This is a genomic window from Vibrio sp. 1641 (assembly GCF_033339995.1).
Taxonomy (GTDB): domain Bacteria; phylum Pseudomonadota; class Gammaproteobacteria; order Enterobacterales; family Vibrionaceae; genus Vibrio; species Vibrio alginolyticus.
On sequence record NZ_JAWOVP010000001.1, the window covers coordinates 706,625 to 733,608 of the forward strand.

The 26,984-nt window shown below is 43.4% G+C and carries 21 protein-coding genes and 1 pseudogene; 10 read left to right on the forward strand and 12 right to left on the reverse strand.

All coding sequences use genetic code 11. The features are described 5' to 3' along the window. The first annotated feature begins 242 nt into the window (after positions 1–242). The gene (locus tag R7Z47_RS03135; RefSeq protein ID WP_225496241.1) at positions 243–1,262 is read left to right on the forward strand and encodes an alpha/beta hydrolase family protein; all 1,020 of its coding nucleotides are present in this window, start codon (positions 243–245) and stop codon (positions 1,260–1,262) included. 123 nt (positions 1,263–1,385) lie between these two features. On the opposite strand, the gene R7Z47_RS03140 is transcribed toward R7Z47_RS03135, so the two are convergent. After that, the gene (locus R7Z47_RS03140) at positions 1,386–2,192 is read right to left on the reverse strand and encodes a sulfite exporter TauE/SafE family protein (protein ID WP_318129817.1); all 807 of its coding nucleotides are present in this window, start codon (positions 2,190–2,192) and stop codon (positions 1,386–1,388) included. A 122-nt stretch (positions 2,193–2,314) separates the two neighbouring features. On the opposite strand from R7Z47_RS03140, the gene R7Z47_RS03145 reads away from it, so the two are divergent. Beyond that, complete coding sequence (locus R7Z47_RS03145) at positions 2,315–3,109, forward strand: AraC family transcriptional regulator (protein WP_213873944.1); 795 nt, start codon at positions 2,315–2,317, stop codon at positions 3,107–3,109. A 246-nt stretch (positions 3,110–3,355) separates the two neighbouring features. On the opposite strand, the gene yidZ is transcribed toward R7Z47_RS03145, so the two are convergent. Both yidZ and R7Z47_RS03155 read right to left on the reverse strand, forming a co-directional pair. After that, complete coding sequence (gene yidZ / locus R7Z47_RS03150) at positions 3,356–4,312, reverse strand: HTH-type transcriptional regulator YidZ (RefSeq protein WP_213962370.1); 957 nt, start codon at positions 4,310–4,312, stop codon at positions 3,356–3,358. Then, positions 4,287–5,492 carry an MFS transporter gene (locus R7Z47_RS03155; protein WP_213962371.1) on the reverse strand — a complete coding sequence of 402 codons (1,206 nt, stop codon included), beginning with the start codon at positions 5,490–5,492 and terminating at the stop codon, positions 4,287–4,289. Before R7Z47_RS03155 ends, yidZ begins: the two co-directional genes overlap by 26 nt. Positions 5,493–6,068: 576 nt before the next feature. On the opposite strand from R7Z47_RS03155, the gene R7Z47_RS03160 reads away from it, so the two are divergent. Next, entirely contained in the window at positions 6,069–7,319 is a 1,251-nt protein-coding gene (locus R7Z47_RS03160) for a DEAD/DEAH box helicase (RefSeq protein WP_213903698.1), read from the forward strand. 151 nt (positions 7,320–7,470) lie between these two features. On the opposite strand, the gene R7Z47_RS03165 is transcribed toward R7Z47_RS03160, so the two are convergent. Beyond that, positions 7,471–7,887, reverse strand: a complete 417-nt coding sequence (locus tag R7Z47_RS03165) for a VF530 family DNA-binding protein (RefSeq protein WP_005375544.1) — start codon at positions 7,885–7,887, stop codon at positions 7,471–7,473. A 418-nt stretch (positions 7,888–8,305) separates the two neighbouring features. On the opposite strand from R7Z47_RS03165, the gene R7Z47_RS03170 reads away from it, so the two are divergent. After that, on the forward strand, positions 8,306–9,763 hold the full coding sequence (locus R7Z47_RS03170; RefSeq protein WP_005375642.1) for a DUF3360 domain-containing protein: 1,458 nt from the start codon (positions 8,306–8,308) through the stop codon (positions 9,761–9,763). 131 nt (positions 9,764–9,894) lie between these two features. Here R7Z47_RS03170 and trpB read toward each other — a convergent pair whose 3' ends face one another. The 4 genes and pseudogenes from trpB to R7Z47_RS03190 all read right to left on the reverse strand — a co-directional run bounded on the left by trpB (position 9,895) and on the right by R7Z47_RS03190 (position 12,954). After that, on the reverse strand, positions 9,895–11,118 hold the full coding sequence (trpB, locus tag R7Z47_RS03175; RefSeq protein WP_213972827.1) for a tryptophan synthase subunit beta: 1,224 nt from the start codon (positions 11,116–11,118) through the stop codon (positions 9,895–9,897). Between the two features lie 400 nt (positions 11,119–11,518). Continuing rightward, positions 11,519–11,824, reverse strand: a pseudogene (locus R7Z47_RS03180) (S1 RNA-binding domain-containing protein); the annotation flags it as partial. A 362-nt stretch (positions 11,825–12,186) separates the two neighbouring features. Further along, on the reverse strand, positions 12,187–12,399 hold the full coding sequence (locus tag R7Z47_RS03185) for a cold-shock protein (protein ID WP_005375644.1): 213 nt from the start codon (positions 12,397–12,399) through the stop codon (positions 12,187–12,189). A gap of 306 nt (positions 12,400–12,705) precedes the next feature. Next, entirely contained in the window at positions 12,706–12,954 is a 249-nt protein-coding gene (locus R7Z47_RS03190; RefSeq protein ID WP_005375646.1) for a hypothetical protein, read from the reverse strand. A gap of 288 nt (positions 12,955–13,242) precedes the next feature. On the opposite strand from R7Z47_RS03190, the gene pcp reads away from it, so the two are divergent. The 4 genes from pcp to R7Z47_RS03210 all read left to right on the forward strand — a co-directional run bounded on the left by pcp (position 13,243) and on the right by R7Z47_RS03210 (position 16,855). Beyond that, complete coding sequence (gene pcp, locus R7Z47_RS03195; RefSeq protein ID WP_025998708.1) at positions 13,243–13,881, forward strand: pyroglutamyl-peptidase I; 639 nt, start codon at positions 13,243–13,245, stop codon at positions 13,879–13,881. Between the two features lie 197 nt (positions 13,882–14,078). After that, complete coding sequence (locus tag R7Z47_RS03200; RefSeq protein ID WP_017635759.1) at positions 14,079–14,342, forward strand: hypothetical protein; 264 nt, start codon at positions 14,079–14,081, stop codon at positions 14,340–14,342. Positions 14,343–14,405: 63 nt separating this feature from the next. Then, positions 14,406–15,392, forward strand: a complete 987-nt coding sequence (locus tag R7Z47_RS03205) for a CobW family GTP-binding protein (protein WP_213885984.1) — start codon at positions 14,406–14,408, stop codon at positions 15,390–15,392. A 170-nt stretch (positions 15,393–15,562) separates the two neighbouring features. Next, positions 15,563–16,855: a DEAD/DEAH box helicase gene (locus R7Z47_RS03210; RefSeq protein ID WP_025768979.1), complete on the forward strand. Its 1,293-nt coding sequence runs from the start codon at positions 15,563–15,565 to the stop codon at positions 16,853–16,855. Between the two features lie 64 nt (positions 16,856–16,919). Here R7Z47_RS03210 and R7Z47_RS03215 read toward each other — a convergent pair whose 3' ends face one another. The 3 genes from R7Z47_RS03215 to R7Z47_RS03225 form a co-directional block, all read right to left on the reverse strand. Next, entirely contained in the window at positions 16,920–19,946 is a 3,027-nt protein-coding gene (locus R7Z47_RS03215) for a DUF6701 domain-containing protein (protein WP_262606505.1), read from the reverse strand. Between the two features lie 307 nt (positions 19,947–20,253). After that, positions 20,254–21,093: an arginase gene (locus tag R7Z47_RS03220; RefSeq protein WP_005375657.1), complete on the reverse strand. Its 840-nt coding sequence runs from the start codon at positions 21,091–21,093 to the stop codon at positions 20,254–20,256. 6 nt (positions 21,094–21,099) lie between these two features. Further along, entirely contained in the window at positions 21,100–21,834 is a 735-nt protein-coding gene (locus R7Z47_RS03225; RefSeq protein ID WP_005386192.1) for an IclR family transcriptional regulator, read from the reverse strand. Positions 21,835–22,182: 348 nt separating this feature from the next. Here R7Z47_RS03225 and R7Z47_RS03230 point away from each other — a divergent pair, with 348 nt between their 5' ends. Then, positions 22,183–23,655 carry an EAL domain-containing protein gene (locus R7Z47_RS03230; protein ID WP_025768976.1) on the forward strand — a complete coding sequence of 491 codons (1,473 nt, stop codon included), beginning with the start codon at positions 22,183–22,185 and terminating at the stop codon, positions 23,653–23,655. Here the strand turns inward: R7Z47_RS03230 and modF are convergent. Then, positions 23,643–25,097, reverse strand: a complete 1,455-nt coding sequence (gene modF / locus R7Z47_RS03235) for a molybdate ABC transporter ATP-binding protein ModF (protein WP_318129818.1) — start codon at positions 25,095–25,097, stop codon at positions 23,643–23,645. The genes R7Z47_RS03230 and modF overlap by 13 nt on opposite strands. Positions 25,098–25,382: 285 nt before the next feature. Between modF and R7Z47_RS03240 the strand changes: the two genes are divergently transcribed. Beyond that, complete coding sequence (locus tag R7Z47_RS03240; RefSeq protein ID WP_213885988.1) at positions 25,383–26,933, forward strand: PAS domain-containing methyl-accepting chemotaxis protein; 1,551 nt, start codon at positions 25,383–25,385, stop codon at positions 26,931–26,933. The last annotated feature ends 51 nt before the right edge of the window (positions 26,934–26,984 follow it).

Below are 26,984 nucleotides of genomic sequence, written 5' to 3' on the forward strand. Positions count from 1 at the left end.
TCCTGCCAGATTGGACACAGATTTTCCATACCAGAAGTTATTCGCATTTTGCTAATTTAAGTAAATGCTCTAAATTATTTCTGTCCAAGAGAGTGCTGGCGCAGTTCAAAGTAGGCACTTGCTTTGGGTTACTCGACTCCAAGTAACTTTATTGCTATGTTTCGCAAAATATATGGAGAATCTCCTGCGCGTTATTTTTCTAGATGCCGTGCAGAATAATGTGTTGACCGGCTGAGGGAAAAATGAAAACCAAAATAATAATGTCGTTTCTACTCGCTACATTGTGTGTCAGTGCCAGCGCCAGTACGAATGAGCCGAAATACCATTCTGCGCTAACAATCAAAACGGGATTCAGTGAAGACAGAGATAAGCCAGTAGAAGTCTATTATTGGTATCCCACAACGAACGAAAAAAACAATTTCACGTTTGGTAGGGGGAACATTTTTAAATCAGTCGAAACGCAGTTAGATGCCCCTTTAGCAAGTGGAAAATTTCCCGTTGTGCTTTTGTCGCAGGGCGGAACACGGTCAGCGTTTTCCCACAGTGGTTGGATAGCCTCGAGCCTGGCGCAACAAGGTTATGTCGTTGTGGTACCAAAGCCTCCTGCACCGAACGAAGTCAATGCAGAAATGGCTGTTGATGAAATCACATTCAGAACCAGTGATTTGGTGCTTGGGCTGAACGAATTAAGTTCGGTCGGGATACTGTCCGGAGGCGTAGATACTGATGCAGTGCAGGGGGTCGGCTTTTTTCTGGGCGGCACATCTATGCTGATGCTCTCCGGAGCGCAAATAAGCCCGGAGAAATATCGAACATCGTGTCACAACGCCACCAATGTAGACTGTCATTGGTTACGTGAAAATAACGTTGATATTACCAGCATCCCGGATCAAAAATTCCCCCGATTTCAGTCTGAAAACAAACTGAAATCGGTCGTCGTTATCAACCCTGAGCTAACGAAAACTTTTGTCCCTGAAACTCTGGCCTTGATGAACAATGCTATCACCGTGGTGACGCTTTCTGATCGGCTACATCCCGCACTGACACCAGCCGAATCACTTGTTGATCTTCCCAATGTGACGTTTCAAGAGATTCCTAGTGCGAGTCAGTTTAGTGCGTTCGCAGAATGTACTGAGCGTGGCATTAAAATTCTCGCATCAGAAGGGGAGGAAGCACTTTGCCAGGAGCGTGACGAGGTTTCCAGAAAGGACAATCATCAGCACATTTTGGATGTAATTCTGGCCAGGTTAACAAAGTCATAAGAGTGCAACAATGAGGAGCTTTCTTACACATTGTGTGCTTGGACCAGCAAAGCGAGAAGTAAGTTTTTGCAGGCTTATCCTTTCACCATAGTGCAAGGCCTACTAGTGACCGTGTTATTTGCTCTAATTAAGTACTTGTACCAACATTTTGAAACTTAGAAGAACACACAAAATACCAACGATTTTCTTAAGAACTTTATTTGGGAAATACTCTGCACAACGCACGCCGAGGCTAGTAGTTAAGTAGCTACTAATGGAGAAGCTGAGCATTGCAGGAAGGTATATGTATCCTAATACTAAGTTGTTCCAATCTGTGTTTCCCCATCCGTTTAACATGTAACCGAGGCTTCCTGACAGCGCGATAGGGAAACCTATCGCAGCAGAGGTACCAATAGCACGTTTTACCTCAAAATTTTGCTGGACAAGATAGGGGATGATCAACCCCGCACCGCTTATAGAGACAAGTGCTGATACAGAGCCAATCACCGAGCCTACAATGATATTACCGATAGCCCCATGTGGGTTCGGATTGTACTCATTTTCAGTGTTGAGAAACATCTTATAAGCAACATACAACATGAATACGCTGAAAAAGCCTGCCAGATAGACGCCTTGTAGATACGATGCTACGAATGTGGCGCAAAATGTTCCGACTAGAACTCCGCTCAACATTTTTCCTACCATTGTCGAGTCTACATTCTCTTTTTTGTAGTGAGCGCGCATGCTGCCCAATGTTGTAATAATCATCGAAGCCATTGATGTCCCTAACGCAAGATGCACTACTTCCGTATCAGCTATTCCCTGTAGTGAAAATAGAAACGCAAAAATAGGGACGGCCATTCCACCACCACCCACACCAACGAGTCCAGCGAGAAAGCCAATGCCCAAGCCTGCTGTAATGTAATAGATAATAAAGATAGGTTCGTTCATGATGGTTCTGCCTTCGATGAAATGATCGTTGCTAAAATGTTACTCGAACGCTAACTTGCTATGGTAACGTTAAGAGGACAGAAAATAATGAATAATGGCCAAAATGGAATTGAGTAAATAAAGTGACAAACTCTGATTACAGCGAATGGAAAAATGGCGCCGCACTGATCGTTAAGGAGTGGCAGCATGAAAGGAGCGACTTCAACCATTTGGATCAACGGCCACATAATTGGCACAGTCATCATCGAGGCCAGTTACTGTGTATAGATGAAGGGCTAATTCAGGTCAAAACCGATGAAGGAACGTGGATACTACCACCTCACCGAGCTGGTTGGATCCCCCCAGGTGCGATGCACAGTGTTTATTTTTGTGGTTCTCTGAAAGGTCGTTCATTACTGTTTACTCCAGAGAGTTGTGAGCGGTTTCCAATGAGACCTTGTGTTATCCAAATTAGCGATGTGTTGAAAGCCCTATCGGTTAGAGCATCGATATGGAGCAAAACAGACGATCTATCCATACAGTCTTTACGTATTCTCGCCGTAATATCCGATGAAATCGTCAATAGCCCTCATGAGTCACTCCACATCCCACTGCCCAGAGATCCGAGACTGCAAAAAGTTACTCAAGCAATTTTAATAGACCCAAACAGCAAGCATTCTGTAGAGCATTGGGCCAATATTGGGGCAGTCTCATCTCGGACGTTAAGACGATTGATTCGAAGTGAGTTAAACATGAGTTTTAGTGAATGGCGGCAACAAGTACTGCTAATACATTCATTAGAAATGATAGCTCGAGGGGAATCGGTGGGAGATATTGCACATGCTTTAGGTTATTCGACGCCCAGTAACTTTATTGCGATGTTTCGTCGGGTCTATGGCGATTCACCCACGCGTTACTTTTCGAGTCGTGGCATATAGTTGCCAAGAGCTTACCTAAATTAGGTTCGTTTTTATGTACTGAGGTTTACATTCATTTACTCACGCAACATATGCAAGTGCTTCTAGCTTCTTTCTGCCCGCATGAGCTGAAATCAATTTCGAAGTGGATAATAGAGTTCAAGATTTTAAAATACTTAATCTAATGGAAGGCAAGACTTCACTTCTACGGCTATTGATAGCATTAAGAGGGAGGCTGTTCTAAATTGTATTTAAAAAATTAATCGTTCAACTTGTGCCATACAGGCTCTTTATCGTCTCCCTCAACCACACGATTTTAGGGTTCTTGTTATTGCGTTTGTGCCAAATCATAGTAAATGGAATCAGTAGCTTGTGCTGATAATCTTCGGCAATGGGGATAGGCAACGCTATTAAGTTGGGGTGAAGCTGTTCGCAGTATCGCTGACAATACTTTGGTGCTGTGGTTAACATTTGATGGTCGGGCTTTTCTGCAACAAATAAAGCTTGCTCGAAACTCGCCATCGTTAGGCTAACGTTTCGAGTATATCCCTGTTCAGCCAAGATCTCATCCAATGCCCAACTGTCATTTTTCTCCCATGCTACATTGATGTGGGCATAGCTTAAGAAAGTATCCAAATTCCACTCTTGCTTGAGCGCAGGATGATCTTTGCGGACATACACCATAGGTAAATCCGAAAACAGCACTTCGAAATTAATAAAATACGGGAGCAGTTCTAACGACTCTTTGGAGCGAGGATGGCTTTCACGGCCAGTAAAACCAATATCCACTTCACCGCTGGTAATGGCGTCTAACGAGTCGTAATCCCAGTTATGGAACTTTACCGTTGAGTCTGGATAAAAATCATGGATTCGTTTGGTCAGTTCATCCGCCATGATGAGTGACAATGGCGACTCTACTCCAAGATGAAATTTAACTCCGCTTGGAACATCATCACCTCGGTGTGAAACAATCAGGTTACTGATCTGCATCCAGTCTGACAAAAGCACTTGCACGTTTGTCGCGAGATTTGTTGGCTTTAGGCCTTGCGGCGTATTAACAAAAAGCGGGTCATCAAACCAAGCGCGCAATTTGCCTAAAGACTTACTCACGGTTGAGGGAGTTACATTAAGTTTTTTCGCCGTTTTAGTAACACTCTGCTCTTGCAGTAGCAATTGCAGAGTGAGCAGTAAATTAAGATCAAGTCGGGCAAGAGATTTCTTCATGAGGCTCACTAACGTTATGATTTGGAAATAATAATATTACGGAGAGTCCAATAACGCCACTAGCAACCAACGCTATCATTAACATCATCACGGCCGACACACCTAACGTCGCCATCAACCAAATGTAAAGTGCAGACCAAGAAACCTGACCTATGCCAAGCATAGAGCTTGCAAGTCCAGCTTTGCGTGAGAACTGGCTTAACGCTTGGCTCATCGCCACACCAAACCCCATTGGAAAACTCATGCTGAGCAGAGTGAATCCTACCATATAAAGTGTCGGACTATCGCTATTCAAGTGAGCCGCGAGAATAACGATAGCCGACAGAAAATTGGTCATTTGTGCAGCGAACATCAATGTGGTTTGTTTGAAGCAAGAAAGAGCAAATGGAACTGAAAACGATGTCGTCATACCTACCATCGCGAGTAGTGCCATCGTTGTTGAATATTCGCCTCGAGTAAAACCAATTGAATCCATTATTATCATTGGTGACGTATTTACATAAGAGAGAATAGCTGTGACGCCTAAAGATGTATAAATAACGCGCGATATGAAAAAGCGGTTAGATAGTGATTCGTCCGAAGCTTCACTCACATTTAAAGTTGTGCGCTTGGTTTTAGGCAAGGTTTCTTTTAAGACAAAGCAAGCAATTAAACCTATCACAACACCCATTATCGCCATGGCAGTGAATAACACGGGCCACGGAAACTTGATCATAATCAGATTGCCGATCACGGGGGCAAGTACTGGGATAGAGCAGATAATTCCATTGAGCATCGATAGAACCTTAGCTCGCTCTGGGTCCCCTAGAGTGTCACGCAAAATGGCAAAGGCCACTACATAGCAACATGCGGCACCTACGCCTTGGAAAAAGCGCATTATTAGGAAGCTATTACTGGTCTCAGCAGAGCCCGCGAACATTGATGCAAGGGTAAAAATCACTGCACCGCAAATGGCAACAGGTTTGCGTCCTAAACAATCAGCAGTTCGCCCAACAAAAACCATAGTCGATGCTAGACCAGCGAGGTAAATAGAAAAAGCAATATGAAGTTGTGATTCGCTGGCAGACAGGTCATGGGCGATTTGTGGTAAAGCAACCAAGTAGAGATCTATTGCCGTAGGATAAAGCAACACAAAGGCGAAGCTACATATCAGATATCGGGATAAATTAATTTTTTCCATTACTACCTCGTGAAGGAATTGGGCTTACGAGGATGATATGCAACATTACTCATCTTGGCGCGTTACCTTTCTGACAACAGGTATTTCCATATACGACATCAGTAACGATTGTGGCTATAGCAGTCAAATTTGCCCTAAGAAGAACCGTGGTATTGGGAGAAAGTAATCTATACAACCGAGTCCACTACATTAGTTAAATAGACAACGATGGACATTAGTTACCTGGAGTTTTCTCAAGCTATATTAAGCTCTCAAAACCACAGAGCTTAAATAGTGTGGTTAAGCCTTTGATTCGGATGTGGCCTGCCTTTGTAATCTCTTTCCCCAAAATACAATGTGTTTTGCTTTACAGGAGTCAGAGTGCCTGGCTCCTTTTCCCTTTGCTTGTCGTGAGCTCTACCATCTTGGTCGTAGAGTATTGGTTACCGAAACCATTAACTCATGTTAGTGAAAGGAAGTTCCTGAACCCTATAGTGCTTCTTTCACCAATCTTCTGTTTGGGCCATTATTTCTAACATCCAGACGCGAAATAGCATAAGATACACGGCCTTTACTAGCACTGAGCCACTCATCGTAATGACAGATAAAACACAGCAAGCGACATTTGCCGATCTTGGCCTGATTCCAACATTAGTCGAGCGACTAGAAGCGTTGGAATACAGCCAACCGACGCCCATTCAATCCCGTTCTATTCCTGATATCCTTGAAGGGAAAGATATTATTGGTGGTGCCAATACGGGGTCTGGTAAAACCGCTGCTTTTTCGCTGCCAATCTTGCAAAAAATTGTTCAGCAAGACGAATCAAACAATCGCCGTGGCAACTTCGTTTCCCACCTGATTTTAGTACCAACTCGTGAGTTGGCATCACAGGTGGCATATAACGTCAAATCTTACTCATACCATCTCAGAGATAAGATCAAAACGGTTGCCGTATTTGGTGGTGTATCGGTGAACCCACAAATGCTGGCGCTTCGTGGTGGCTGTGACATCATTGTTGCAACGCCGGGTCGATTACTTGATCTGGTATCCAGTAACGCGATTAAGTTGGACCAAGTAAAAACGCTTGTTCTTGACGAAGCCGACCGAATGTTGAGCCTCGGATTTACCGAAGAACTGAATAAGATTCTTGCGTTACTACCAGAGAAGAAACAGACGCTGTTATTTTCTGCTACTTTCCCTGATAAAGTCACGACGCTGGCTCAGCAGTTGCTCCGCGACCCTGTTGAAGTTCAGTTGCAGAGCGCAGAAGCCAGCACTTTGGTGCAGCGCGTGTTTAGTGTAAATAAAGGTGAGAAGACGGCGGTACTCGCGCACTTAATCAAACAGCATCAGTGGCGACAGACTTTGATTTTTGTGAATGCTAAGAATGCCTGTAACCATTTAGCTCAAAAGCTGTCAAAACGCGGTATTACCGCTGAAGTTTTCCATGGTGATAAAGGGCAGGGCGCTCGTACTCGTGTCCTTGACGGTTTTAAGTCTGGCGAGATTCAAGTTCTTATTGCCACCGATATCGCAGCACGCGGCCTTGATATTGAAAAACTTCCAGTGGTGATTAACTTCGATCTTCCGCGTAGCCCTGCTGATTATATGCATCGAATCGGTCGTAGTGGTCGTGCTGGTGAAGTAGGTTTAGGATTATCTCTTATCGATTACGACGACTACCACCATTTCAAAGTGATAGAAAAGAAAAATAAGTTCCAACTTGAACGCGAGCACGTAGTCGGTTTTGAAGTGGAAGACGATCAGAGTGAAGCCTACTTTTTACCAATGAAGCCGCGAGCGAAGCCAGCAGGTACGGGTAAAAAGAAGAAAAAGCGTAATCAATAGAAAACGTAAACTACATGTGAGTTTACTTACGGGAGTTGCTGGAGAAAGGGAATGCTCACTAGCTTGAGTCTTCGCTTCTATCCATTCCTTTAAAGAACAATAGAGCCCTGCTGGAGCTACCAGTAGGGCTCTATTGCTTTTCAAGATAGTGTTATTGGCGACGAGCAGGGCGTCCGCGAGGTGAACGCTTTTTAAATGCAGACGCTGCTTTAGCTTGTGACTTAAGAATAGAGTCAACGGTTAGCGGCATTGGCTCTTTAGGTTCAAGGCCATGAGGGAAGGTACGAGCTCTTGGTGGTAAGTTGTATTCTTCTTCGCTCGCGCGTGGCATACGCTTAAAGCGATAAAGGTAAAAGTTTTCTAATTTTTCTCTCGCCCATTCGGTTTTCTTTAAATACTTCACGCTACTTGCAATCGAAGGCTTAGTGTTAAAGCAATTAAAACGCATTGCTGTATCTAGAATGTCCCAGCCGTAAAAATCCACTAACTCTTGCAACATAGTCTCTAGCTTTAATCCGTGCAGTGGATTGTTCTGTTGCAGCTCGATTCTCTCTTCGTCAGTCATCATTTTTAAGGGCCTTACTCATTAAAGGGCGGAGTTTAACAAAGTATACAATGTAGAGATATCTATAGTTACTTTGCGATGGATGCGAGCACAGTGCTCTCTACCTTGAAAGTATAAATCGGAATTGGCCGCTCTACTTGGCTCTCTGCTCAAAAATGACTCTTAAAAGTTCAAGCGTTCCAGCTCGATGTTAAATTATTGTGTAATAAGTGAGATTTTTGTTGTTCTTTTACTAATGTCTAATATTCCTACCCATAGCAACACATGCTTAATAAGCTCAAAATCAAAATTGGTTCATGCCGCTTTCTTAGTATGGCCTAGAAGTTTGATGTGGGTGTTGTCTCGTATTGGTCGAAGGTCTGTCTACCAAGCGAAACTCTAGTTGACGTAGTTCAACGTTGAAACATAAAAGGATGACTCAATGTCTGACAAAAGTAAGACTTTTTACAGGGATGTGCGCAAAAAACCGCATGAATTTGAAAACCGAGAAGACTTTCTAAATCATGATTTAACCGTCATGAGCTTCCGTCGCTGGGGAATTCATTTGCCCTCACGTGATTACAGTATTGAAATCGAAGACTGGGTACCTGCATTAGCAGCAACTATTGGTAAGGTGGTGATGGTCACTGCCATGGTTTCCGCTTTTGCTGCTCAGTTTGGTTTATCTCCGGAATTCATTGCAGAAAACGTGCGTTACGAATTACTTATCGCTGGAGCCCTGTTCGTCATTCTGTTTTCTGCCATCCTAAACCCGAATGCAAACTTAGCGGGCACCCATGGCCCAATGATACCGCTGATTCCTATGATTGCAGCTGCAGGAGGACACCCTCTCGCGTTAGGTTTGATGGTATGTGTTTTTGGTTTAATTCTCGCTTTAACCAAAGGTGGCTCTAAACTCATGACTCTGACTGGTATCGGGGTTCGAGGAGGGTTGTTGATCTACCTTGGTGCTGTTGGGTTGCTCGGGCAAATTAATAAGACGGAAGCGTGGGCTGCAAGTACGGACCAAGGTTACATTTCGTTTGTGGTCATAGGCCTAACCGTTATGGTTTACGCTTACTTAGCCAAGATCAATAAACGTTGGCTCGCTATCCCATTGTGCTCTGCACTCGCGGGTATTGTTGCTTATTTGATGGGCGCTGAGTTCGCTTTTACCACAGAGCCGGGCCTACCTAATTTCAGTCCATTCTACTGGTGGGGGGAAGATACAGGCTGGCAGCTAGGCTGGCCAACCCTAGAGCACTTTATTGCCGTGACTCCATTTGCTCTATTGGCAGTCGCTATGTGGTCCCCTGATTATCTCGGCCACCGTGTGTTTCAAGAACTTAACTACCCAAAAGAAGCGAAAGGCGTACTCATGGATGTCGACGACACGATGGTCGGAGCGTCTGTTCGTCAGGGGGTTGGTTCACTATTAGGTGGCGGTAATTTAGCCTCTTCTTGGGGTACGTACATGATTCCAGCCGCAATTGCCAAACGTCCTATTCCAGGTGGCGCACTGTTAACGGGTTTCATGTGTATTGCGGCAGCGGTAATTGGCTACCCAATGGATCTAGCAATGTGGGAACCTGTTCTGCGCGTTGCTTTGATTGTGGGTGTATTCTTACCACTTCTTGAAGCGGGTATGCAGATGATCCATAAGCATAAAGATTCACTCAGTGCAGGTATCTGTATTTTTGCCTGTGCATTCGTTAATCCAGTCTTCGGTTGGGCAATCACTATGCTGTTGGATAACCTCGGGCTTATCGGCGACCATGAGCGTGCTAACGAACTATCGCGCAAAGATAAATATCTGATTCCTGGCACTGCGTTTATCGTTTGTGCAGGCTCCCTTGCTATTGTTGGTCAGCTTCCAGGCATTCCAGCTCTTATCGGTTAATCGAATTATGCTCTAAAGGTATAGTGAGAGCAGTGAGTAAAGGGACTTGCTTCTTAAAATAGTAGACAAAAACAAAAAGCTACCTAGTACCAGGTAGCTTTTTGCATGTAGGGTTAGGCTACGGAGTTAGGCTATATGAGTGATTCAATGCCGTATTTTGCGCCGTAGTGTTCAACGACAAAATCAATGTCTTTGTCACCACGGCCTGATAAGTTGATCAAAATCGAGCCGGTTTCTCCTTGCTGCGCGAGTTTAATTGCGTAAGCGACAGCGTGTGAGGATTCAATAGCAGGGATTATTCCCTCTTCACGAGACAGCTCAAAGAAGGCATCAATCGCTTCGTCATCACTGATTGAGCCGTAATTGACACGGCCAATGTCTTTTAAGTAACTATGCTGAGGCCCAACCGATGGGTAATCCAAGCCACTTGCTACAGAGTACACTTCCTGAGGTTCGCCTTGCGCATCTTTAAGCATGTAAGACTTAAATCCGTGCATGATACCTGGCTCACCGAGTGTGAGTGTTGCAGCATGCTCGCCAACCTTTTGCAAAGAGCGGCCCGCAGGCTCGACGCCGTGAATGGCGACTTGTTCATCCTCTAAGAAAGCAGTAAATAGCCCCATCGCGTTAGAACCACCTCCAACGCATGCGACGAGATTATTGGGTAACTTGCCGGTCATTTCTTTGAATTGAACTCGTGCTTCGTTACCGATAATTGATTGGAAATCTCTCACCATTTTAGGGAATGGGTGAGGGCCAACGACAGAGCCTATCGCATAAAGTTGTGTATCAGGATCTTTCAGATAAGCTTCGAATGCAGAATCTACCGCTTCTTTGAGGGTTTTGCGCCCATGAGTGGCAGGAATGACATTAGCACCAAGGATTCTCATGCGGACGACATTCGGATGTTCTTTGGCGATATCAACTTCACCCATGTAAATATCGCATTTCAAGCCAACCAATGCCGCGGCTGTAGCAAGCGCAACACCGTGTTGCCCTGCGCCAGTTTCAGCAATCAGTTTCTTCTTACCCATCTTTTTAGCGAGAATGGCTTCCCCTAAGCAGTGGTTAATTTTATGTGCGCCTGTATGGTTTAAGTCTTCGCGCTTTAGGTAGATGTCTACTCCGTATTTTTTAGACAAGTTTTCCGCATGGAAGATTGGGCTAGGTCGTCCAACAAAGTGCTTATACAGGCGAGCGAGTTCCGCTTTAAATTCAGGATCTTTGCTGCATTCCTCATAAGCTGCGTTGATGTCATGCATGATTTGTTCAAGCTCAGGTGGAACAAAGCTACCACCGTATTCACCAAAGTATCCTTCTTCGTTGGGCATAGTGAGATCAAACGAGTTTTTCATTATTTACATCCTAGTTAACGAAAGTATTGATACTTTTATACCCAAAATTTAGAAGTGGTTGTGTGATCAGTTGCTTAAATCAGAGTTCGCGATCTAGTGCACTAGTTAAAAAGTACAGCTTGTGTAGGGGATAATAGTTGTGATGTAGAATCAGGTGGTTTGAATAGGTGCAAAAAAGCCTCGAGAGATCCTAGGCTGTCATAAGAACCTCTCGAGGCAAACAGAGTGCTGGAAATACACTCTGCGATGGTGTCTGGAAACAAAAATTAGATTCGTTTCCTTTGTCAGATATTAGGGTTTTAGAATGAGTCGATGTCAGCGAAATGTCACAAGTTAATTGCGGTATTAAAAGCTTATTTTTTATTTTTGATTAATGGATTAGAAAGTAACCTAAAACAGGCTAACCTACCGCGTGTTCCGCATCTTTTAAGTTGAACATGATCTTTCTTTGTTTCGAATCGGTGTCTTTAACCAACACGTGCACTTTGGTCCCTAAAGTAAACGTGGCGCTCTGGATGGAAATTTTTTGTTTGACTGCATCAAATTCGAACTCACCATTTTGGAAAGTTGATAAAGGAATGAGACCTTCGATTCGGTTTTCCTCTAACTCAACAAATGCTCCGAAGTGTGTGAATCCAGATGCTGTCCCTATGAAGTGTTGTTCGATAAATGGCTTCATGTAATGGCATTTCAGTGCAAACTCAATCTATCAGCTAGGGATAATGTGCTCGTAATTATTAGAATTTATTTATTGAGCAGATATATTTAATTTCATTTTTTCTCTTATATTCGCCAATCGCTTTTATTTTATAAACTTTATTTTTATGAGCAAAGCATGAAGCGAAGTGATTCAGATATGAATGAGATTAATTTAGTTCCAAACTGGAATTGCAAGGTAGGTTGTGTGATTACCTAAAGATGTATACCAAAGTGACTTTATTGAAAGTGATTAATGATGGTGTGGGAGAAGTAAGTGATTTGGGTATATAAACTTTGATAGAGAATAGTAAGGGCAGTAATAAGTGGAAGGGGATTGTGGCACCAACAACATTGATGCCACACAAAGAATTACAGTGCAGTTACTTCAGCTGCTTGTAAACCTTTGTTACCTTGTTCAACAACGAACGATACTTTTTGGCCTTCAGTAAGAGTTTTGAAGCCTTCAGAAACAATAGAACGGAAGTGAACGAATACGTCATCACCGCCATTGTCTTGAGAAATAAAACCAAAACCTTTAGTTTCGTTGAACCATTTTACTGAACCAGTTAATTTATTAGACATAGATACCTCTATATTTGATTGTTTTAAATATTGAATTTTTAGCTAATATCAAGTGCTACTATATGATTTTAGAGATAACTATTTTGTCGCAGGAACGTAAACGAGGAATTCGATGTGGAACTGAGAGAAACTTTGATCTTTAATTACATTAATAGCTCTTTCCGTAAGAGCTGATGTGCAGTATACCGACAAAATTAATAAAGGCTAGCCTTTTCTTTTTTATTTTTTGAGTACACCAAGCGCATTGCTTTCAAAGCATACGCTTGGTGTATAAGACGGCGTGATGTTATAGGTGGCGTCGAGCGCTTAGTGTTTTCTGGTTGGGCCGTTACGAACGATGTCTTTACCATTGTCATATACGTGCTGCGAAACCCAGCGGCCAAGGAGCAATTGGTGCTTTTCTCCTAATACGGCAACAAATGGACGGCCATCGGTATTAGAGGTGGCTAGCGCAACGCCAGTGACACCTTCAAGGCCTAGAGCGCCGCTTTCTACTAAATGCAGAAATGCCTCCAACTCTTCAATCGTTTCGATTACATGGTTATCAATATTCATTGTATTCAATCTCTTCGAATTGCATTGCGGTCGCGTACTCTACCTAAGTTAAGCGTGGAAACCAAGCTTCTACGTGCGTCATGTAATGAGAGAACCTTGCCCTGCCACTAATCATCGATAGTTAGTCTCGATAGTCCGGAACTTGCCTAGATTCAATGGGGCAGAAAACACTCTCTGGTTAGACATGAGTCACATAATGTTGTCTGGTTTATCTCATCAATACTTTTGCTATTGGATGGGGTGAAGGGGAGTGCAATAATTTGTAAAACTCTTTTCCTAAAGGCTGTTATGAAGAAAGTCCTGATTACCGGTTTTGAACCTTTTGGTGGTGACGCCATTAACCCCGCCTTAGAAGCGGTCAAGCAATTAGAGGCTGCGGCCATAAAAGGCGGTGTGATAGTTACTTGCCCAGTCCCCGTAGTTCGATATGACTCGGTGAAAGTCGTTATTGAAGCAATAGAAGCGCACCAGCCAGACTGTGTAATTACTGTAGGGCAAGCGGCCGGGCGTAGCGCGATAACCCCAGAACGTGTCGCAATTAATGTCGATGATTTTCGTATTCCAGATAACGTTGGTTATCAACCGATTGATGAACCCGTGGTGGCTGATGGTCCTGATGCTTACTTCTCGACACTGCCGATAAAGCGTATTGTTCAAACGCTGCAAAAGCAGGGGATACCTAGCCAGATTTCCAACAGTGCCGGAACATTTGTATGTAATCACCTTTTTTATGGGATCCAACATTATCTAAAAGACAAACCTATTCGTCATGGGTTTGTTCATATCCCATTATTGCCAGAACAAGCAGTAGATGGCAGTCAGCCTTCCATGTCTCTGGAGATGATAGTCGAAGGGCTAAGGCTGGTGGCGCAAGTTTGTATTGCCAATGAAAACGACATATTGGTCAGCGGCGGGTCGATTTGCTAGTAAGTGCTTTACAGTCCACTAAGTGTCTGAAAGCTAGTAATAAGTTCATCGTTTGATGTTGTAATAAATGTTAGCTTTGTCAAATTTCACAAGTAGCGAAAGGAGTAGCATTGAATAGTCAGGTTGGATGTTGTTCAAACTGGCACTCCCCTAATACAGGAGGTATTAGGGGCTACCCTTACGAAAGGCGAGTTATCATGAAAAGCAACAAAAGTAAGTCTATCGCACTTATCTCTGTCGTTGTTTTCGCATTGGCTATCGCTGCGCTTAAATTCGAAAACACACTCGGAGTTCTTCCCATTGTAGTCGCTATTATCGCGTTTTTTGCCTGCGTCATTTACACCAGTATGTATCTTTCTGATATGAAGCGTTCAGAGTTGATAAGTCACTCTGATCATTCTCAAAAAATGTATACCCACGCATCACGCAATGAGCTTGATGAGCGCGATAAAAAGCGTTGAAGCGAGTCACATTCTCCGTATACTTTGCTGGAGCATTAATGCACTAACGTGTCGGAGATAAGCATGTCAAATCGAGTACCAACCAACATACTGACCGGATTTTTGGGTGTCGGTAAAACGACCACGATTTTAAATCTACTGAAGAACAAACCGGAAAACGAAAACTGGGCGGTTTTGGTCAATGAATTTGGTGAGATTGGCATCGACGGTGCATTGATGACCGACCAAGGTGCGCTGATTAAAGAAGTGCCGGGTGGCTGTATGTGTTGTACGGCGGGCGTGCCAATGTCGGTCGGTATTACCGCGTTACTGCGCCAAAAACCGGACCGTTTATTGATTGAGCCGACAGGCCTTGGTCATCCAAAACAGGTTATCGCGACGCTTACCTCAGAACAGTATGAACCTTACGTTGATCTAAAAGCGACGATCGCTCTGGTTGATCCGCGTAACTTAAGTGATGAAAAATATCTTTCTAACCAAAATTTCGTGGACCAGTTAGACAGCGCAGATGTGGTTATAGGCAGTAAGGTTGACCTTTGTACCAGTCACGACATTGATGTGTTTAATGACTGGGTGACGGACCAATCTCCCTCAAAAGTATTCAGTAAGCTTATTCATGATGGTGAGTTACCGATAGAAGTCTTGGATATCGAACGGGTTTACGGCAGCGCTTCTTCCCATATCGAGTCACATCATCATGACCATGCTCACCAAGAGCCTCAATTCCAGTTGGCGCCTGGTGAAGCCTTTGTGCGCAAAGAGAACAAAGGGCAGGGTTATTTTAGTTGTGGGTGGTTGTTTGGGGCAGAGTATAAGTTTGATTTTGAAAAGCTTTTCTCTATGCTTTCGGACTTGACCGCAGAGCGTGTTAAAGCAGTGGTCAATACGGATCAAGGTTGTTACGCGTTTAATGTTGCCAACCGAGTCGTGTCGGTGAATGAAATCAGCTTAGAAGGCTTTGAATCACGATTAGAAGTGATAGATTCTCAGCTGTTGCCATGGGATGAGCTTGAGCGAATTCTCCTTCAGTTATCTGGCATCAAACATTAAATTGCGCAAAGGTTAAACGAAAACGGTGAACCACTGATATATCTGTGCTCACCGTTTTTTCTTTTGTAGGATTTCAATGAGAAAAGTGAGATAAATCACTCAAATTCGGGTATAGTGCACGGCTAAATTTTTAAAGCTATTTTTAGTGGTTTGTTTAAGGAATACGCTCAATGTCATTTTCATCTCAAGGTTTTGCGCCAGAAGTGGTTAAAGCACTGGCAGAATGCGGTTATGAAAAGTTAACGCCAATTCAACAGAAGGCGATTCCAATGGCTCGCAAAGGCCATGATATTTTCGCTACAGCACAAACAGGTACTGGTAAAACGGCTGCGTTTTCTCTGCCTATGATTCAGCAGTTGTTAGACAGTAACCGTAGCGCTTCTCGTAAGACTGCTCGTGCACTTATCTTGGCTCCAACTCGTGAGCTTGCTGAACAAATTGCTGACAACATCAAAGCTTACACGAAGTACACGAACCTGTCGGTGGCTGCGATTTTCGGTGGCCGTAAAATGTCTTCTCAAGTAACGGCATTAGAAAACGGTGTAGATATCCTAGTGGCTACACCTGGTCGATTGGAAGAGCACATTGAACAAGGTAATGTCTCGGTCGCACACTTAGAGTTTTTAGTGTTTGATGAAGCAGACCGTATCTTGGATATGGGCTTTATTCATGCAGTTCGTAAGATCATGCTGGATGTGGATACAGACCCACAAATCATGATGTTTTCGGCAACGACTTCGAGCCAACTAAATCTGTTAGCAAAAGATATCCTGCGTAAGCCTAAGCGTATTGAAGTTGAGCGAGCGAATACGACAGCACAGACAGTTGCTCACGTGTTATATCCAGTTGATCAAGAGCGAAAAACGGAACTGCTTTCGGAGCTGATTGGTCGTAAGAACTGGAAACAAGTGTTGGTATTTGTGAACTACAAAGAGACCGCAAACGACGTTGTAAAAGAGCTGAAACTTGATGGTATCAAAGCGGTGGTTTGTCATGGTGACCGTGCTCAAAGCGCTCGTCGTCGTGCGCTAGAAGAGTTTAAGTCCGGTAAAGCACGTGTCATGGTGGCTACCGATGTCGCTGCTCGAGGTCTAGATATTGAAGATTTACCTCACGTTGTGAACTATGACATGCCTTTCCTAGCGGAAGATTACGTTCACCGAATTGGTCGTACAGGCCGTGCAGGTAAACAAGGTCATGCCGTTTCATTTGTAAATCGAGATGAAGAACTCACGGTTGTTCAGGTTGAAAATCTAATCCAGCAGCGAATTCGCCGTATTGAGCTTGCTGGCTATGAACCAAAACAGCGTGAATCTTACATTGAAAAGCTGCACTCAAAACCAGCATTCAAGAATCGTCAAGGTCGTCGTAATAATCCGAACCAGTCGGCAACAGACCAAGGGTCGGCAGAGCGTCGTCTTGCTATGGTGAAGCGCCTGAAAGCGCGTCGTGGCGCAAAGTAAATTACACAGTCTGTGTGAAAAGAGCCCCTCAATTGAGGGGCTTTTTTTGTTTTGTCGTTTCGCGTTAATTTAGGCCAAGCATATTTGGCTCACCACGATAAATAATGCGATCGTTTCCTCGGTGAATACCAAACGTAACTGTAACAGGTGGATTTTCCTCTTCACTTGTCGTGTTATCCCAATCGTATTTCAGCCAAGGGATGCGATTACCTGAGCCGTCTAAATCCAGGTGGAATTGTATTTGCTCGCGTGCTGAGTCAATTTGGCTTGCAACGATATCGGTCATCCTGCCAACATGCATTGTCCCAACTCCAGAAAGCATGGCGTTGTTTGCAGGCGCATTCGACCAAATTGGCGTGCTGAAGTAATATTCACCATTCGCCGTTGTTGAGCTGTCATCGAAGTTAGTCATAAATCGACCGTTTTGCCAAGTTTCTACAGCAAGTGGCACTTTGATCACCATGCCTTGGTTGCCACCTACATCTTGAAAGTTCAAACGACCGAATCGAATGTCTGGTTGTTTTGTGAGTACTTCGCTATCGTCGAAGAAGTTTACCTCATCAACGGCTTTTACTGAGACTAAACCTATTTGGCTGCTGTCACTATTAGTCTCGGTATTGAATGGACCATCAGGATATTGCTTATCTGTCGTGTTCTTTTTCCAGCATGGGCTATTGTTACAAGTCGCATTGGTCGAGGGCTTCTCTATAACAAACGTTCCAACACTCGCGCTACCCAGTAGTTTCCAGTCTACCTTCTTAGGCTTAGGCGGCAAAAACCGATCGGAGTATGAGCTTAGCTCGCCTAAATCGAAATGTTGTTGAAGGTTAGACGAAAAGTGGACGTAATTCTTCACGTTTTCCTTATGCGCATTGAGTGCGACAACATCGTAAGTGACTTTCTCAAAAGGTTGATTCATGTAAGCAAAAGTTTGGCCATGTGGGTAGTGCCATTCTTGGTCTTGCACTTGAAAATATTTTGGGTAAAAACGACCGATGTAACGATAGCTTTCGTTAACAGTCATACCTAGATATTTACTTTCTAGGTTTGCTTTTACTCTCAAGCTCCCGACTTCTTCCCAATATAATCCATTAAAGACGAATTGAGCATTCTTGCCTGAATTATGCGCCTGAGCCAGTGAGTCACTACTTTTTAGCAATTTTGAGGTTTGGTTCGCTGTCTCTGATGGCGTATGTTGCTCACTCGACAAGACAACCGATGTTGCTGGAGCGTCATCAAGCATAAAATTACGGGTGATAGAAGCATCACAATAGCGTGCTGATTCAACAGACCCACTTACAGAGCCGTCAGGTTGCCAAATGATAGGTTTCACTGTTAGAGAGAAAAGTTCTCCAGCAGCGATAAACCCATCTCCCTGTTTAGAGGTGCCAGAAGGCAAAGCACGTTGGTTGTCACAAATAGCGAGTGTCCATGGTCGCGAGTGCACATTAAATGTCCCTTTCACTTCCACTTTGCCTTCTTCAGGGCACTCTTCAAATCCCTCACATTCAAAATGATCGGACAATGTCACTTCAAATATGCCGGACTCGTTCGTGATAAGACCATGTTCAGACAAGCCGTCTTTAAATTCCGCTGAATAGCTAAAGCTTCCTTCACTTCCTCCTAATGGTTGAACCAATGGATGAAAAACCTTAGGAGTACCATTGTAGTTGCTTGCCACTACAGGTTCGCCTGTGGAGGCACAAGCCAGCAATCGCGTATGCACGTTTTCTGGTTTACCTGCAATAACGCGTATTTCATTTAAAGTGGCGCTTTTCGTCTTTGAGTAGGCCTCAAACATAAATGGCGTAAACATAAAGCTAACCGTTTGATGCTTGCTGGTGTCTTCTGCCATAGTGAAAGTCAGCGTGTAGTTAGTACCTAACGCGATGGTATCAATATCGTTCGGGACCACTCGAACAACGAGCTCACCATTGTCGTCAGACATAAATTGGTTTGCTTTTAATGTCTGCTGACCTTTGATCACCTCTAAAGTGAATAAGTCAGGGTGTGATAGGACGGCACTGACTTTTGCGCTTACAACTACTCCATTATTGGTTGTTGTTACTGTAAATTGCGGAAGATCGTCGCCGCACATCAGTGCCATGTCGTCCGATGGTGTGACGCTGAGGTTTAAGTCGTTCTCCGATGGAGGCTGCATGCTGCAATTCGGAACATCTTGAGGGGTGATTGGACAGACTTGGGAAGAGTAGTGACAATCAGCCTCGCCCAATCCACAGTATTGCGTGTATTTGTTGTCTTGTGCTTTCGTTTGTGCACTTCCTGGCGTTTGTTGGATTTCACCACAAACTTGACTAGGCTGATTTGGAGCGTTGTTGAAGTTCAATGTTTGGAAGTATTTAATTGCTGCGGTGGAACTATAGAATGAGCCACTTAATGTAGCTGACGATCCTACAGATTCAGCCGTACCATAGATCGACATATCTTTTATAATCAGAGATTTGTGCGCAGAAACATCACCGACGACAAAATGGTCTTGTAAAGGATGGTTTGTTTTTAGGTGTAGTGTTTCGCCTTGTGATTCGACCTTACCACAGATGTTTGTATTAAATATATTGGTCGTGCTGTGAGTCAAAATGTCACCAATAATGGTGTTGTACTCACCATTAATATGAAGGGCCTCACCTGTTAGCTCTATATCCCCATCGATGAGAACGTTATGCAGCTTTGTTGGATAAGCAGATAGAAGATCACCATAGATAACAGTGTGCTTGTTTTGGTAATCGTCGAGGTTTGATGCTTTCTCATTGTTAACCGTTAATCCGGTAGCGAGGGCGTGTAGAGAGATACGTTTATTGGGTTCACCAATCGTATTATTCCCCTCTAACACAATTCCATAATCTGCTTTTAACGTTATCTCTTTTTCCGGTAATGAGGAGACAATTTTATCACCAGCGGGTAGGACTAGTTTCCCTGTACAGCGATAAGTCGTGCCATCGCTTTCGATACTAAAACTCTTGTGTGAGCAAAGTTGACCTAACTCAGATAGATCTTTTACGTCATAAGTGGTGGCGTGTGAGGTTAGCGGTAAAAAAAGAACCGCAGTGAAAATACTGCAAAGACGCATCATCAAATGTCCTAATGAGTGGAACAAGATGGCATCAAGCGAGCGTGAGCAAATGCTCACTGAAATTGGAATAGCTGCGGTAATTTTTTGTTTTGAAGCCGCTTAGTTATTGAACTTTGGTTATTTTTTATTTCGTATGTCATACCAAAGTTTAGCGGCCTTATTACAACGTAAGTGTCAGGTTAGTTCAAGAGGCCAGTGTGATGTGTGTCGATTTATATGTGTAACTATTTGTTAGTTAAGGATAATAAGTAAGCATGTTGGTTCAGAATCAGGAAGGAAGCGATCCTGATTCTGAATGTTTATAACGCTATGCAGCGTGAACGATGAGTGGAGCCATCTGATATAACTCTTCTAGTATGGCTTTCGTTTGTCTCGAATAGACCAGGCAATCTCGATCGCCAACGAGCTGAATTGCCCTCACTTTACCTGCAACCAGACATTGCCTAATCGTGCGTAGAACCATTTGGATATCAATTTCTGACGCGCCATCAAGGCTGTTTTTGGTTTTTAGAGATCCAAGGTCGATGCTAATGATTATTTGGTCGCAGTGGTCTAGGTAATTGCCGATCTGTTGCTTAACGTTATTGCGATGACGAAAAGAAAACTCTTTCTCGGTCACCCAATCACAACCTTGATCTTCCGCGTATTCCCACGTTTCCTGCTTCGTCTCTTGCTCACTGACGCCAGCAAAAAACAATCGTACGTTTTGATAGCGAGAAAGAGCAAAATGGAATGCAGAGCCTAAGCGTGGCTCAAGTGTCGGTTTCAAGTTCATGTTATGCCCGATATTTACGACACCCACTTCGTCTCGATAGGATACGACCACAGGTAACATGGACAAGATTGCCTCGGTACAGTTAGTGACTAAAACCGGAATTGAGTGACGAGAAAGCGAAAGACTTAACGCTTCCTGAAACTCGCCATTCTCCAGTTTGTCGTGGTTGAAGTGCCCATAGTTTTCAGCGGTTTCATGATCATGTTGTTGGTAAAGCCAATCACTAGCATTTTCCAAACTTTGATCAGCTAATTCAAACGCGCCCTTAGACATGGGTGGCAAATACTCACACACTGTCATAAAAGAAAAAGGGTAATGTTGCGGCTGTTTCACTGTGTGATGGAGTTTATAGCGTTTGAAAAAGCTTAACATGATGAATTACCTTTCTGGTGGTAGTGCCCTTGCCGCTTGCAGTACATGTAAAATAATGCGCTGCTTATCCTTTTCGACTCGGTGGGCCGGAGCCATTACCGAGACTGCGCCAATCAGTTTGCTTCCTTTCATTACCGGTGCGCTAATACCTGAAACACCAGGGTCAATCTCAGAAGTACTGACGGCATATCCGTGTTTACGGATGGTTGTGAGCTCTTTTTCCCACTCGTCACGTCGGTGATCTTGATTAAAATATCTCAAGATTTTCTCGCATCGACTTTGAGGCATAAAAGCAAGCATCACTTTAGATGAGGCACCGCGCAGCAGAGGTTGACTTTGACCCTGGACGAAGCTGCAACGCAGCGCCTGCATACTTTCTTTCTGTCTGACACAAAGCGCACGATAACCCGCTGGTACCATATAAGCGGCCATTTCCCCGGTTTGTTGTACCAACCTAGCCAGTATGGTTTCGACCATGTCGAGCCCATGTTGCGCGGTCTCATAGCTGTGCATGAGTAATAATGCCGCCGGACCAACGACAAATGTCTTGTCGTGAACGCTTTCTTCGATCAAGTTCCACTCTTTAAGCAGTTTTAAGTGTCGGTAAAGGCTGCTTAAAGGAACGTTCAATTGCTCGCTTAGCGTTTTCGCAGAAACTGGGAACGGACTAACTGCAACTTGCATTAACAACTGCAGTGATTTTTCGTTTACCTGGTTAGCATTAGCTTTGTTTGTCGTCATGAGAGTGTTGTAACGTGTTGTAGGAGTTACGACAAATATAATTCTTAATCACTGAGAAAAGAAAAATAATTTTAATGGGTAATTCTTACATGATGAGAAACAGACAGGTAAAGACTTTCGCAACTACCGATAGACATAACATGGTGTCGAATTAAAGTCTCAGGTTTGAGGCGCTTGATACTAAATTGGAACAGGAGTGATTAAGACATTGTTTAGTTTGCGGTATTACTCAGCGTTTCGCATACTGAGTTAATCCAAACAAATAATGTTAAAAAACGTGAGTTGCTAGCGGGTATCGGAATCGAGGTACCATCTCAGTAAATCGGTTTTATAAAAGGTTACTTTTATATGCTGAATAAGGCGATTTTTAAAAAAGCCATCATTTTTCTTCTGCCTATTCCCTTGGTTATTGGAGAGGTTTTGTATTTAGCTCGTGAAAGCGTGCAAAACAATCTCAATCATTTATTAGAAAAAAATGTGCAAATTGCAGATGAAATTTTATTCCAAATAGAGACAGAAAACCGCACGGCGCTGCTACACCCTGAGCGATGTGAAGAGCTCCAGCAAAGCTTAATGTTTGAACGAGATATTGAAGAAATGCTCATTGTGAAAGAGGGAGTCATTACTTGTTCTTCGAAATTGGGAAGTATCTCTAAACCGTTAGCTGAGCACATCACCTTTCCCAAGGGACAAACGCTAGCGCTTGGTAGTGTTGATAGCTTGTACGATCAGTTCTTGCTTGTGGTAACGGAGGGAGAGCGGGGTTATCAAGCCGTAACGATTATCGATCATGACTACTTTAATGCGACAATAGGGTTTAACAACGATTTACGCCTAAAACGTTCTGCGCTGTTTATCCATGAGCAAGTTTCACCTGAAGGAGCATTAAGAGCGGGAAGTAATCCTATCGGTATCAAATCGTCGCAAATGTTTGAGTATGAAGCTTTGAGTGAAGCCAGCGATCTTTTCGTCAAACAGAGAACACTTTCCTATTTTTTGTACTCAATTCCAATTATTTTCGTGATCTACCTTTGCTTGTATGCGTTGAATAAGTTTATTGATCCTCATCGCAATTTGATACTGGATCTTAAAAGAGCGATAAAAAGAGGAGAGTTGACCCTGTATTACCAACCGCAAGTTAACGTTGATACCGGCCAGTTATTCGGGTTTGAAGCGCTTGTGCGATGGGAGCATCAAAGTAAGGGGTTCATTTCTCCGGATGAATTTGTCCCTGCGGCAGAGCAAAGTGGATTGGTTTTTTTACTTACTGATTTCGTTCTGGATAAAGCGGCAGAGGACTTCAGTAAATTAGGCTTTGATCAGCCTGTCCACCTTGGTATTAACGTGCCGCCTGGTTATTTAGTCGGACCAAACGCGATCAGAAAAATTCAATTGCTCGACAGACAGTTGAGCCGAAACAAAGTCTCATTAGGGGTAGAGATAACGGAGCGTCAGCTCATTGATTCAGAGGCGAGAAAATGCATTGCAGCGCTGCGAGTGCATGGTATTGATGTGCTGATCGATGATTTTGGAACTGGCCAAACCTCGTTAGCATTTCTACAGCACATGCGCATAGATTACTTAAAAATCGATAAGTGCTTTGTCGAAACCATTGGTATTCCTAGCCTTAGTGCTTCTGTCTTAAAAGCGATGGTTCACTTCGCGGAAGAATTACAAGTACAATTGATCGCTGAAGGCGTGGAAACCATAGCGCAAGCTGAACACTTAAAGCAGATGGGAGTGAGATATCATCAGGGATACCTGTACTCCAAACCATTACCTTATGAGCAGCTTGCGCAGCGAAGTCATTATGATTGGTAGACGTTAGCTCTATAACACTGAGCATTTTCATCAAACACAAACTCTAACTCATTTTTGATGCTATCTAAGCGGTCTTCTTGGTAGTGAGACACATACAATAGTTGGCTTAAATTCTCTCTAGCGATGAGTTCAAGTGTGTTCTTAACTAACCGTCTACCCAAAAAATCTAACCCTTGATACGGCTCGTCCAAAATCAATAATGTGGGTTGTTTCACGATGGCTCTTGCAATCAGTAATAGTCGCTGCTGACCGTACTCTAATTGCTTGAATGAGGTTTTTTTGTACTGGCTCATATGTAAGATATCGAGCCACTCGTTTGCAATATTCATCTCTTTGCGAGTTGGCTGGTTATACAACCCAATCGAATCGTAAAATCCTGACAAAATGACTTCTAATGCGCTGCAATTGACTCGATATTGGAGGTGTAGCGCTGAAGACACCATGCCGATATGCTGCTTAATTTCCCAGATTGTCTCGCCAGTACCACGCTTTTTACCAAAAATATCAATGTCATTGCTGTAGCATTGCGGATGATCGCCAAAGATCAATCCAAGTAAGGTACTCTTTCCACAACCATTTGGGCCTTTGACCTGCCAATGTTGGCCCTTGTCTATGCGCCAGTTCAAGTCAGTAAAAATCTTCTTATCGGTGTATTCGACAGCCCCATTCTTTAGTTCAAATATTGGGTTGTTGAATGGCGTCGAGTGCTGATGCTGACGTATCAAGCTCATCATTTCTTCACTCTGTTGCTTTGACTGAGATTTAATTTGTCCAATGATTGGATGATTATCCCAACTGGACTTATCCATTGTACTATCAAGCTTTCCTGCACTGAAAAGCGCGATGCTATTGATCCACTCAGGCATGTCAGATTCGCGAGAGAAGGTTATGAGTAGTTGTACATTTTGAGAAAGCGAGTGTAAATAGCGAGAGAGAGCAGCTCGGTGCTCAATATCTAAGCCAGTAAATGGATTATCGAGTAATACTAAGTCAGGTTGTGTGGCTAAAGCTCGGGCGAACATTACTCTTCTGGTTTCTCCGGTAGAGAGAACGCGGAAGCCACTATCTTTAAGATGACTTAGGTCGAGATCATTAATTAGCTGTTCAGTTAAGTCAGTGTCTTGGCTCTGCTCTAGGATTAATGAATAAACAGTGCTTCCTTGGTCGATACGATCAAGAAAATCCGTATCATCCTTTTCTAATTCTCTTTCCAGTAATCGCTGTTGCTCTGATAACGACACTTGCGCAACGGACAGCCCATTTAGCTCAATTTCCCCACTATCTGGTGACATTTCATCACAAATAAGGTCTCCAAGCAGAGAGCCAATATCTCCATCCGCGCTGAATATCCCCCAAGACTGCTGAGTGTTAATTTTCCAATCGTCAATAAACAAGTGTGTCGTGTTTCTCTTAGCTACAAGCTGACGAAAGTGAATAGTCATTGTGTTTGTCTTCCTTGTTTTCGTTTTAGTGGATTACTTATAACAATTTACGAACTCAGTACGGAAGCGCTTTTGTGTATTAATTTTGAACAGTGCTCAGTCTTGTGCATATCAACGAAGCCTTGTATTAGAGGATAAAAATGCGACTAGAGTCATTAAGTAACAAGTAAGCTTGTCAATAATTTTGTTTTATTTTTGAATCAACCTATCATTATGCATGTAAATGTTATGCTGATAAATTCATATTTGCCGTTTGTTAATTAATCAATGTAAGGACACATGTTTATGAGTGAAACGGAATACGATTACCCTTCGAGTTACAGCCTAGTTTCCATTACCGATACCTCCAGTTACATCAAATATGCCAGTGAAAACTTTAATGAAGTCGCGGGGTTTGATGAAGGGGAGCTTATCGGTAAACCCCACAATGTTGTGCGTCATCCTGATATGCCAAAACAGGCTTTTAAAGATTTATGGACTCACCTGAAAACTGGCAAACACTGGATGGGAATGGTCAAAAATCGACGTAAAAACGGCGGCTATTATTGGGTTGACGCGTTTGCTTCTCCCATAAAATCTAATGGTGAAGTTGTGGAATACCAATCAGTGAGATTTAAACCTGAGCGTATACACATCCAGCGAGCGGAAAAAGCGTATTCGAAGCTTCGAAATAATCGTAAGCCGTGGAAAATGTATCTTCCTCGTACACGTTTGTGGATGAGATCGGCCTTCTTCCTTTTAATTTCAAACCTTCTTGGCTTACTCATTCTACAAATGAATCAATCACCAGTGATAGCGTTTGGCGTTGTTGCGTTACTTTCCGTTTTCTCTATTTATGTATTAACCAGACCAGTTGAGAAGCTCGCTAAACAGGCTAGGCAAGACTTCAACAATCCACTCATGGAATATATTTATTGCGGAAGAATCAACGATCTGGCTGAGATTGAGCTGGGTATGAAGATGCGTAAGCAATTTGCCAATGCGCTATTGGGGCGCGTTGGCGTGTCTGTAAAAGACTCTTGCGAAGAAACGCGCGCAAGTGCTAACAGTGCTGCGACAAATAGCCAGAAAGTGACGGAGAACTTAAGCGCACAGAAAGTGGAGATTGACTCGGTCGCAACAGCGGTCAACGAGATGCAAGCCTCTTCATCTGAGATATCAAATAATGCTCAAGCGACCGCCGAGGCTACGTTAGAAGCGCAAAATACGATGATAGACAGCCGTAGCGTTATCGATAATGTTAACCAATCGGTTTTAGAGTTGGTTGATGAGCTCGGCGAAATATCTAAAGTGGTCATACGTTTGAACCAACAAACCGAGCAAATTGGAACCGTTGTTGAAGTCATCAATGGTATTGCCGAACAAACTAATTTATTAGCGTTAAACGCTGCAATTGAAGCCGCGAGGGCAGGCGAACAAGGCAGAGGGTTTGCCGTTGTAGCAGATGAAGTGAGAACCTTAGCTAAAAGAACTCAGGAATCGACAACAGAGATTAAATCGGCCATTGAAGGGATTCAAAATGGGAGCAAATCAGCGGTTTCTGCGTTAGAGAAAGGTAATGAAATGTCGACCGGAACGGTAACATTGCTAGGTACTGCTTTGGATAGCATTCAACAACTGGAGTCCCTTGTTCAGGACGTCGTCGAACGAAACCAACAAATTGCGGTCGCGATAGAAGAGCAGGTTTATGTAACGGATGAAATAAATGAAAACATCCAGTCGCTTAATTTAAAGTACAGTGAATCGTATGAACTGATGACTGAAACGAATCATATGAACACCAAAGTGCAAAATTACACCAATGACCTGTCTGAAATGATTAAGAAGTTTGCTTAAACTTTAGAAAATCGAAGTTAAAAGCCCGCTAAACATTAGCGGGCTTTTAAC

Excerpts from the sequence above, each read along its gene's own strand:
- R7Z47_RS03135 (WP_225496241.1), top strand. The coding sequence starts at position 243 with ATGAAAACCAAAATAATAATGTCGTTTCTACTCGCTACATTGTGTGTC.
- R7Z47_RS03140 (WP_318129817.1), bottom strand. The coding sequence starts at position 2,192 with ATGAACGAACCTATCTTTATTATCTATTACATTACAGCAGGCTTGGGC.
- yidZ (WP_213962370.1), bottom strand. The coding sequence starts at position 4,312 with ATGAAGAAATCTCTTGCCCGACTTGATCTTAATTTACTGCTCACTCTG.
- R7Z47_RS03155 (WP_213962371.1), bottom strand. The coding sequence starts at position 5,492 with ATGGAAAAAATTAATTTATCCCGATATCTGATATGTAGCTTCGCCTTT.
- R7Z47_RS03160 (WP_213903698.1), top strand. The coding sequence starts at position 6,069 with ATGACAGATAAAACACAGCAAGCGACATTTGCCGATCTTGGCCTGATT.
- R7Z47_RS03165 (WP_005375544.1), bottom strand. The coding sequence starts at position 7,887 with ATGATGACTGACGAAGAGAGAATCGAGCTGCAACAGAACAATCCACTG.
- R7Z47_RS03170 (WP_005375642.1), top strand. The coding sequence starts at position 8,306 with ATGTCTGACAAAAGTAAGACTTTTTACAGGGATGTGCGCAAAAAACCG.
- trpB (WP_213972827.1), bottom strand. The coding sequence starts at position 11,118 with ATGAAAAACTCGTTTGATCTCACTATGCCCAACGAAGAAGGATACTTT.
- R7Z47_RS03185 (WP_005375644.1), bottom strand. The coding sequence starts at position 12,399 with ATGTCTAATAAATTAACTGGTTCAGTAAAATGGTTCAACGAAACTAAA.
- R7Z47_RS03190 (WP_005375646.1), bottom strand. The coding sequence starts at position 12,954 with ATGAATATTGATAACCATGTAATCGAAACGATTGAAGAGTTGGAGGCA.
- pcp (WP_025998708.1), top strand. The coding sequence starts at position 13,243 with ATGAAGAAAGTCCTGATTACCGGTTTTGAACCTTTTGGTGGTGACGCC.
- R7Z47_RS03200 (WP_017635759.1), top strand. The coding sequence starts at position 14,079 with ATGAAAAGCAACAAAAGTAAGTCTATCGCACTTATCTCTGTCGTTGTT.
- R7Z47_RS03205 (WP_213885984.1), top strand. The coding sequence starts at position 14,406 with ATGTCAAATCGAGTACCAACCAACATACTGACCGGATTTTTGGGTGTC.
- R7Z47_RS03210 (WP_025768979.1), top strand. The coding sequence starts at position 15,563 with ATGTCATTTTCATCTCAAGGTTTTGCGCCAGAAGTGGTTAAAGCACTG.
- R7Z47_RS03215 (WP_262606505.1), bottom strand. The coding sequence starts at position 19,946 with ATGATGCGTCTTTGCAGTATTTTCACTGCGGTTCTTTTTTTACCGCTA.
- R7Z47_RS03220 (WP_005375657.1), bottom strand. The coding sequence starts at position 21,093 with ATGTTAAGCTTTTTCAAACGCTATAAACTCCATCACACAGTGAAACAG.
- R7Z47_RS03225 (WP_005386192.1), bottom strand. The coding sequence starts at position 21,834 with ATGACGACAAACAAAGCTAATGCTAACCAGGTAAACGAAAAATCACTG.
- R7Z47_RS03230 (WP_025768976.1), top strand. The coding sequence starts at position 22,183 with ATGCTGAATAAGGCGATTTTTAAAAAAGCCATCATTTTTCTTCTGCCT.
- modF (WP_318129818.1), bottom strand. The coding sequence starts at position 25,097 with ATGACTATTCACTTTCGTCAGCTTGTAGCTAAGAGAAACACGACACAC.
- R7Z47_RS03240 (WP_213885988.1), top strand. The coding sequence starts at position 25,383 with ATGAGTGAAACGGAATACGATTACCCTTCGAGTTACAGCCTAGTTTCC.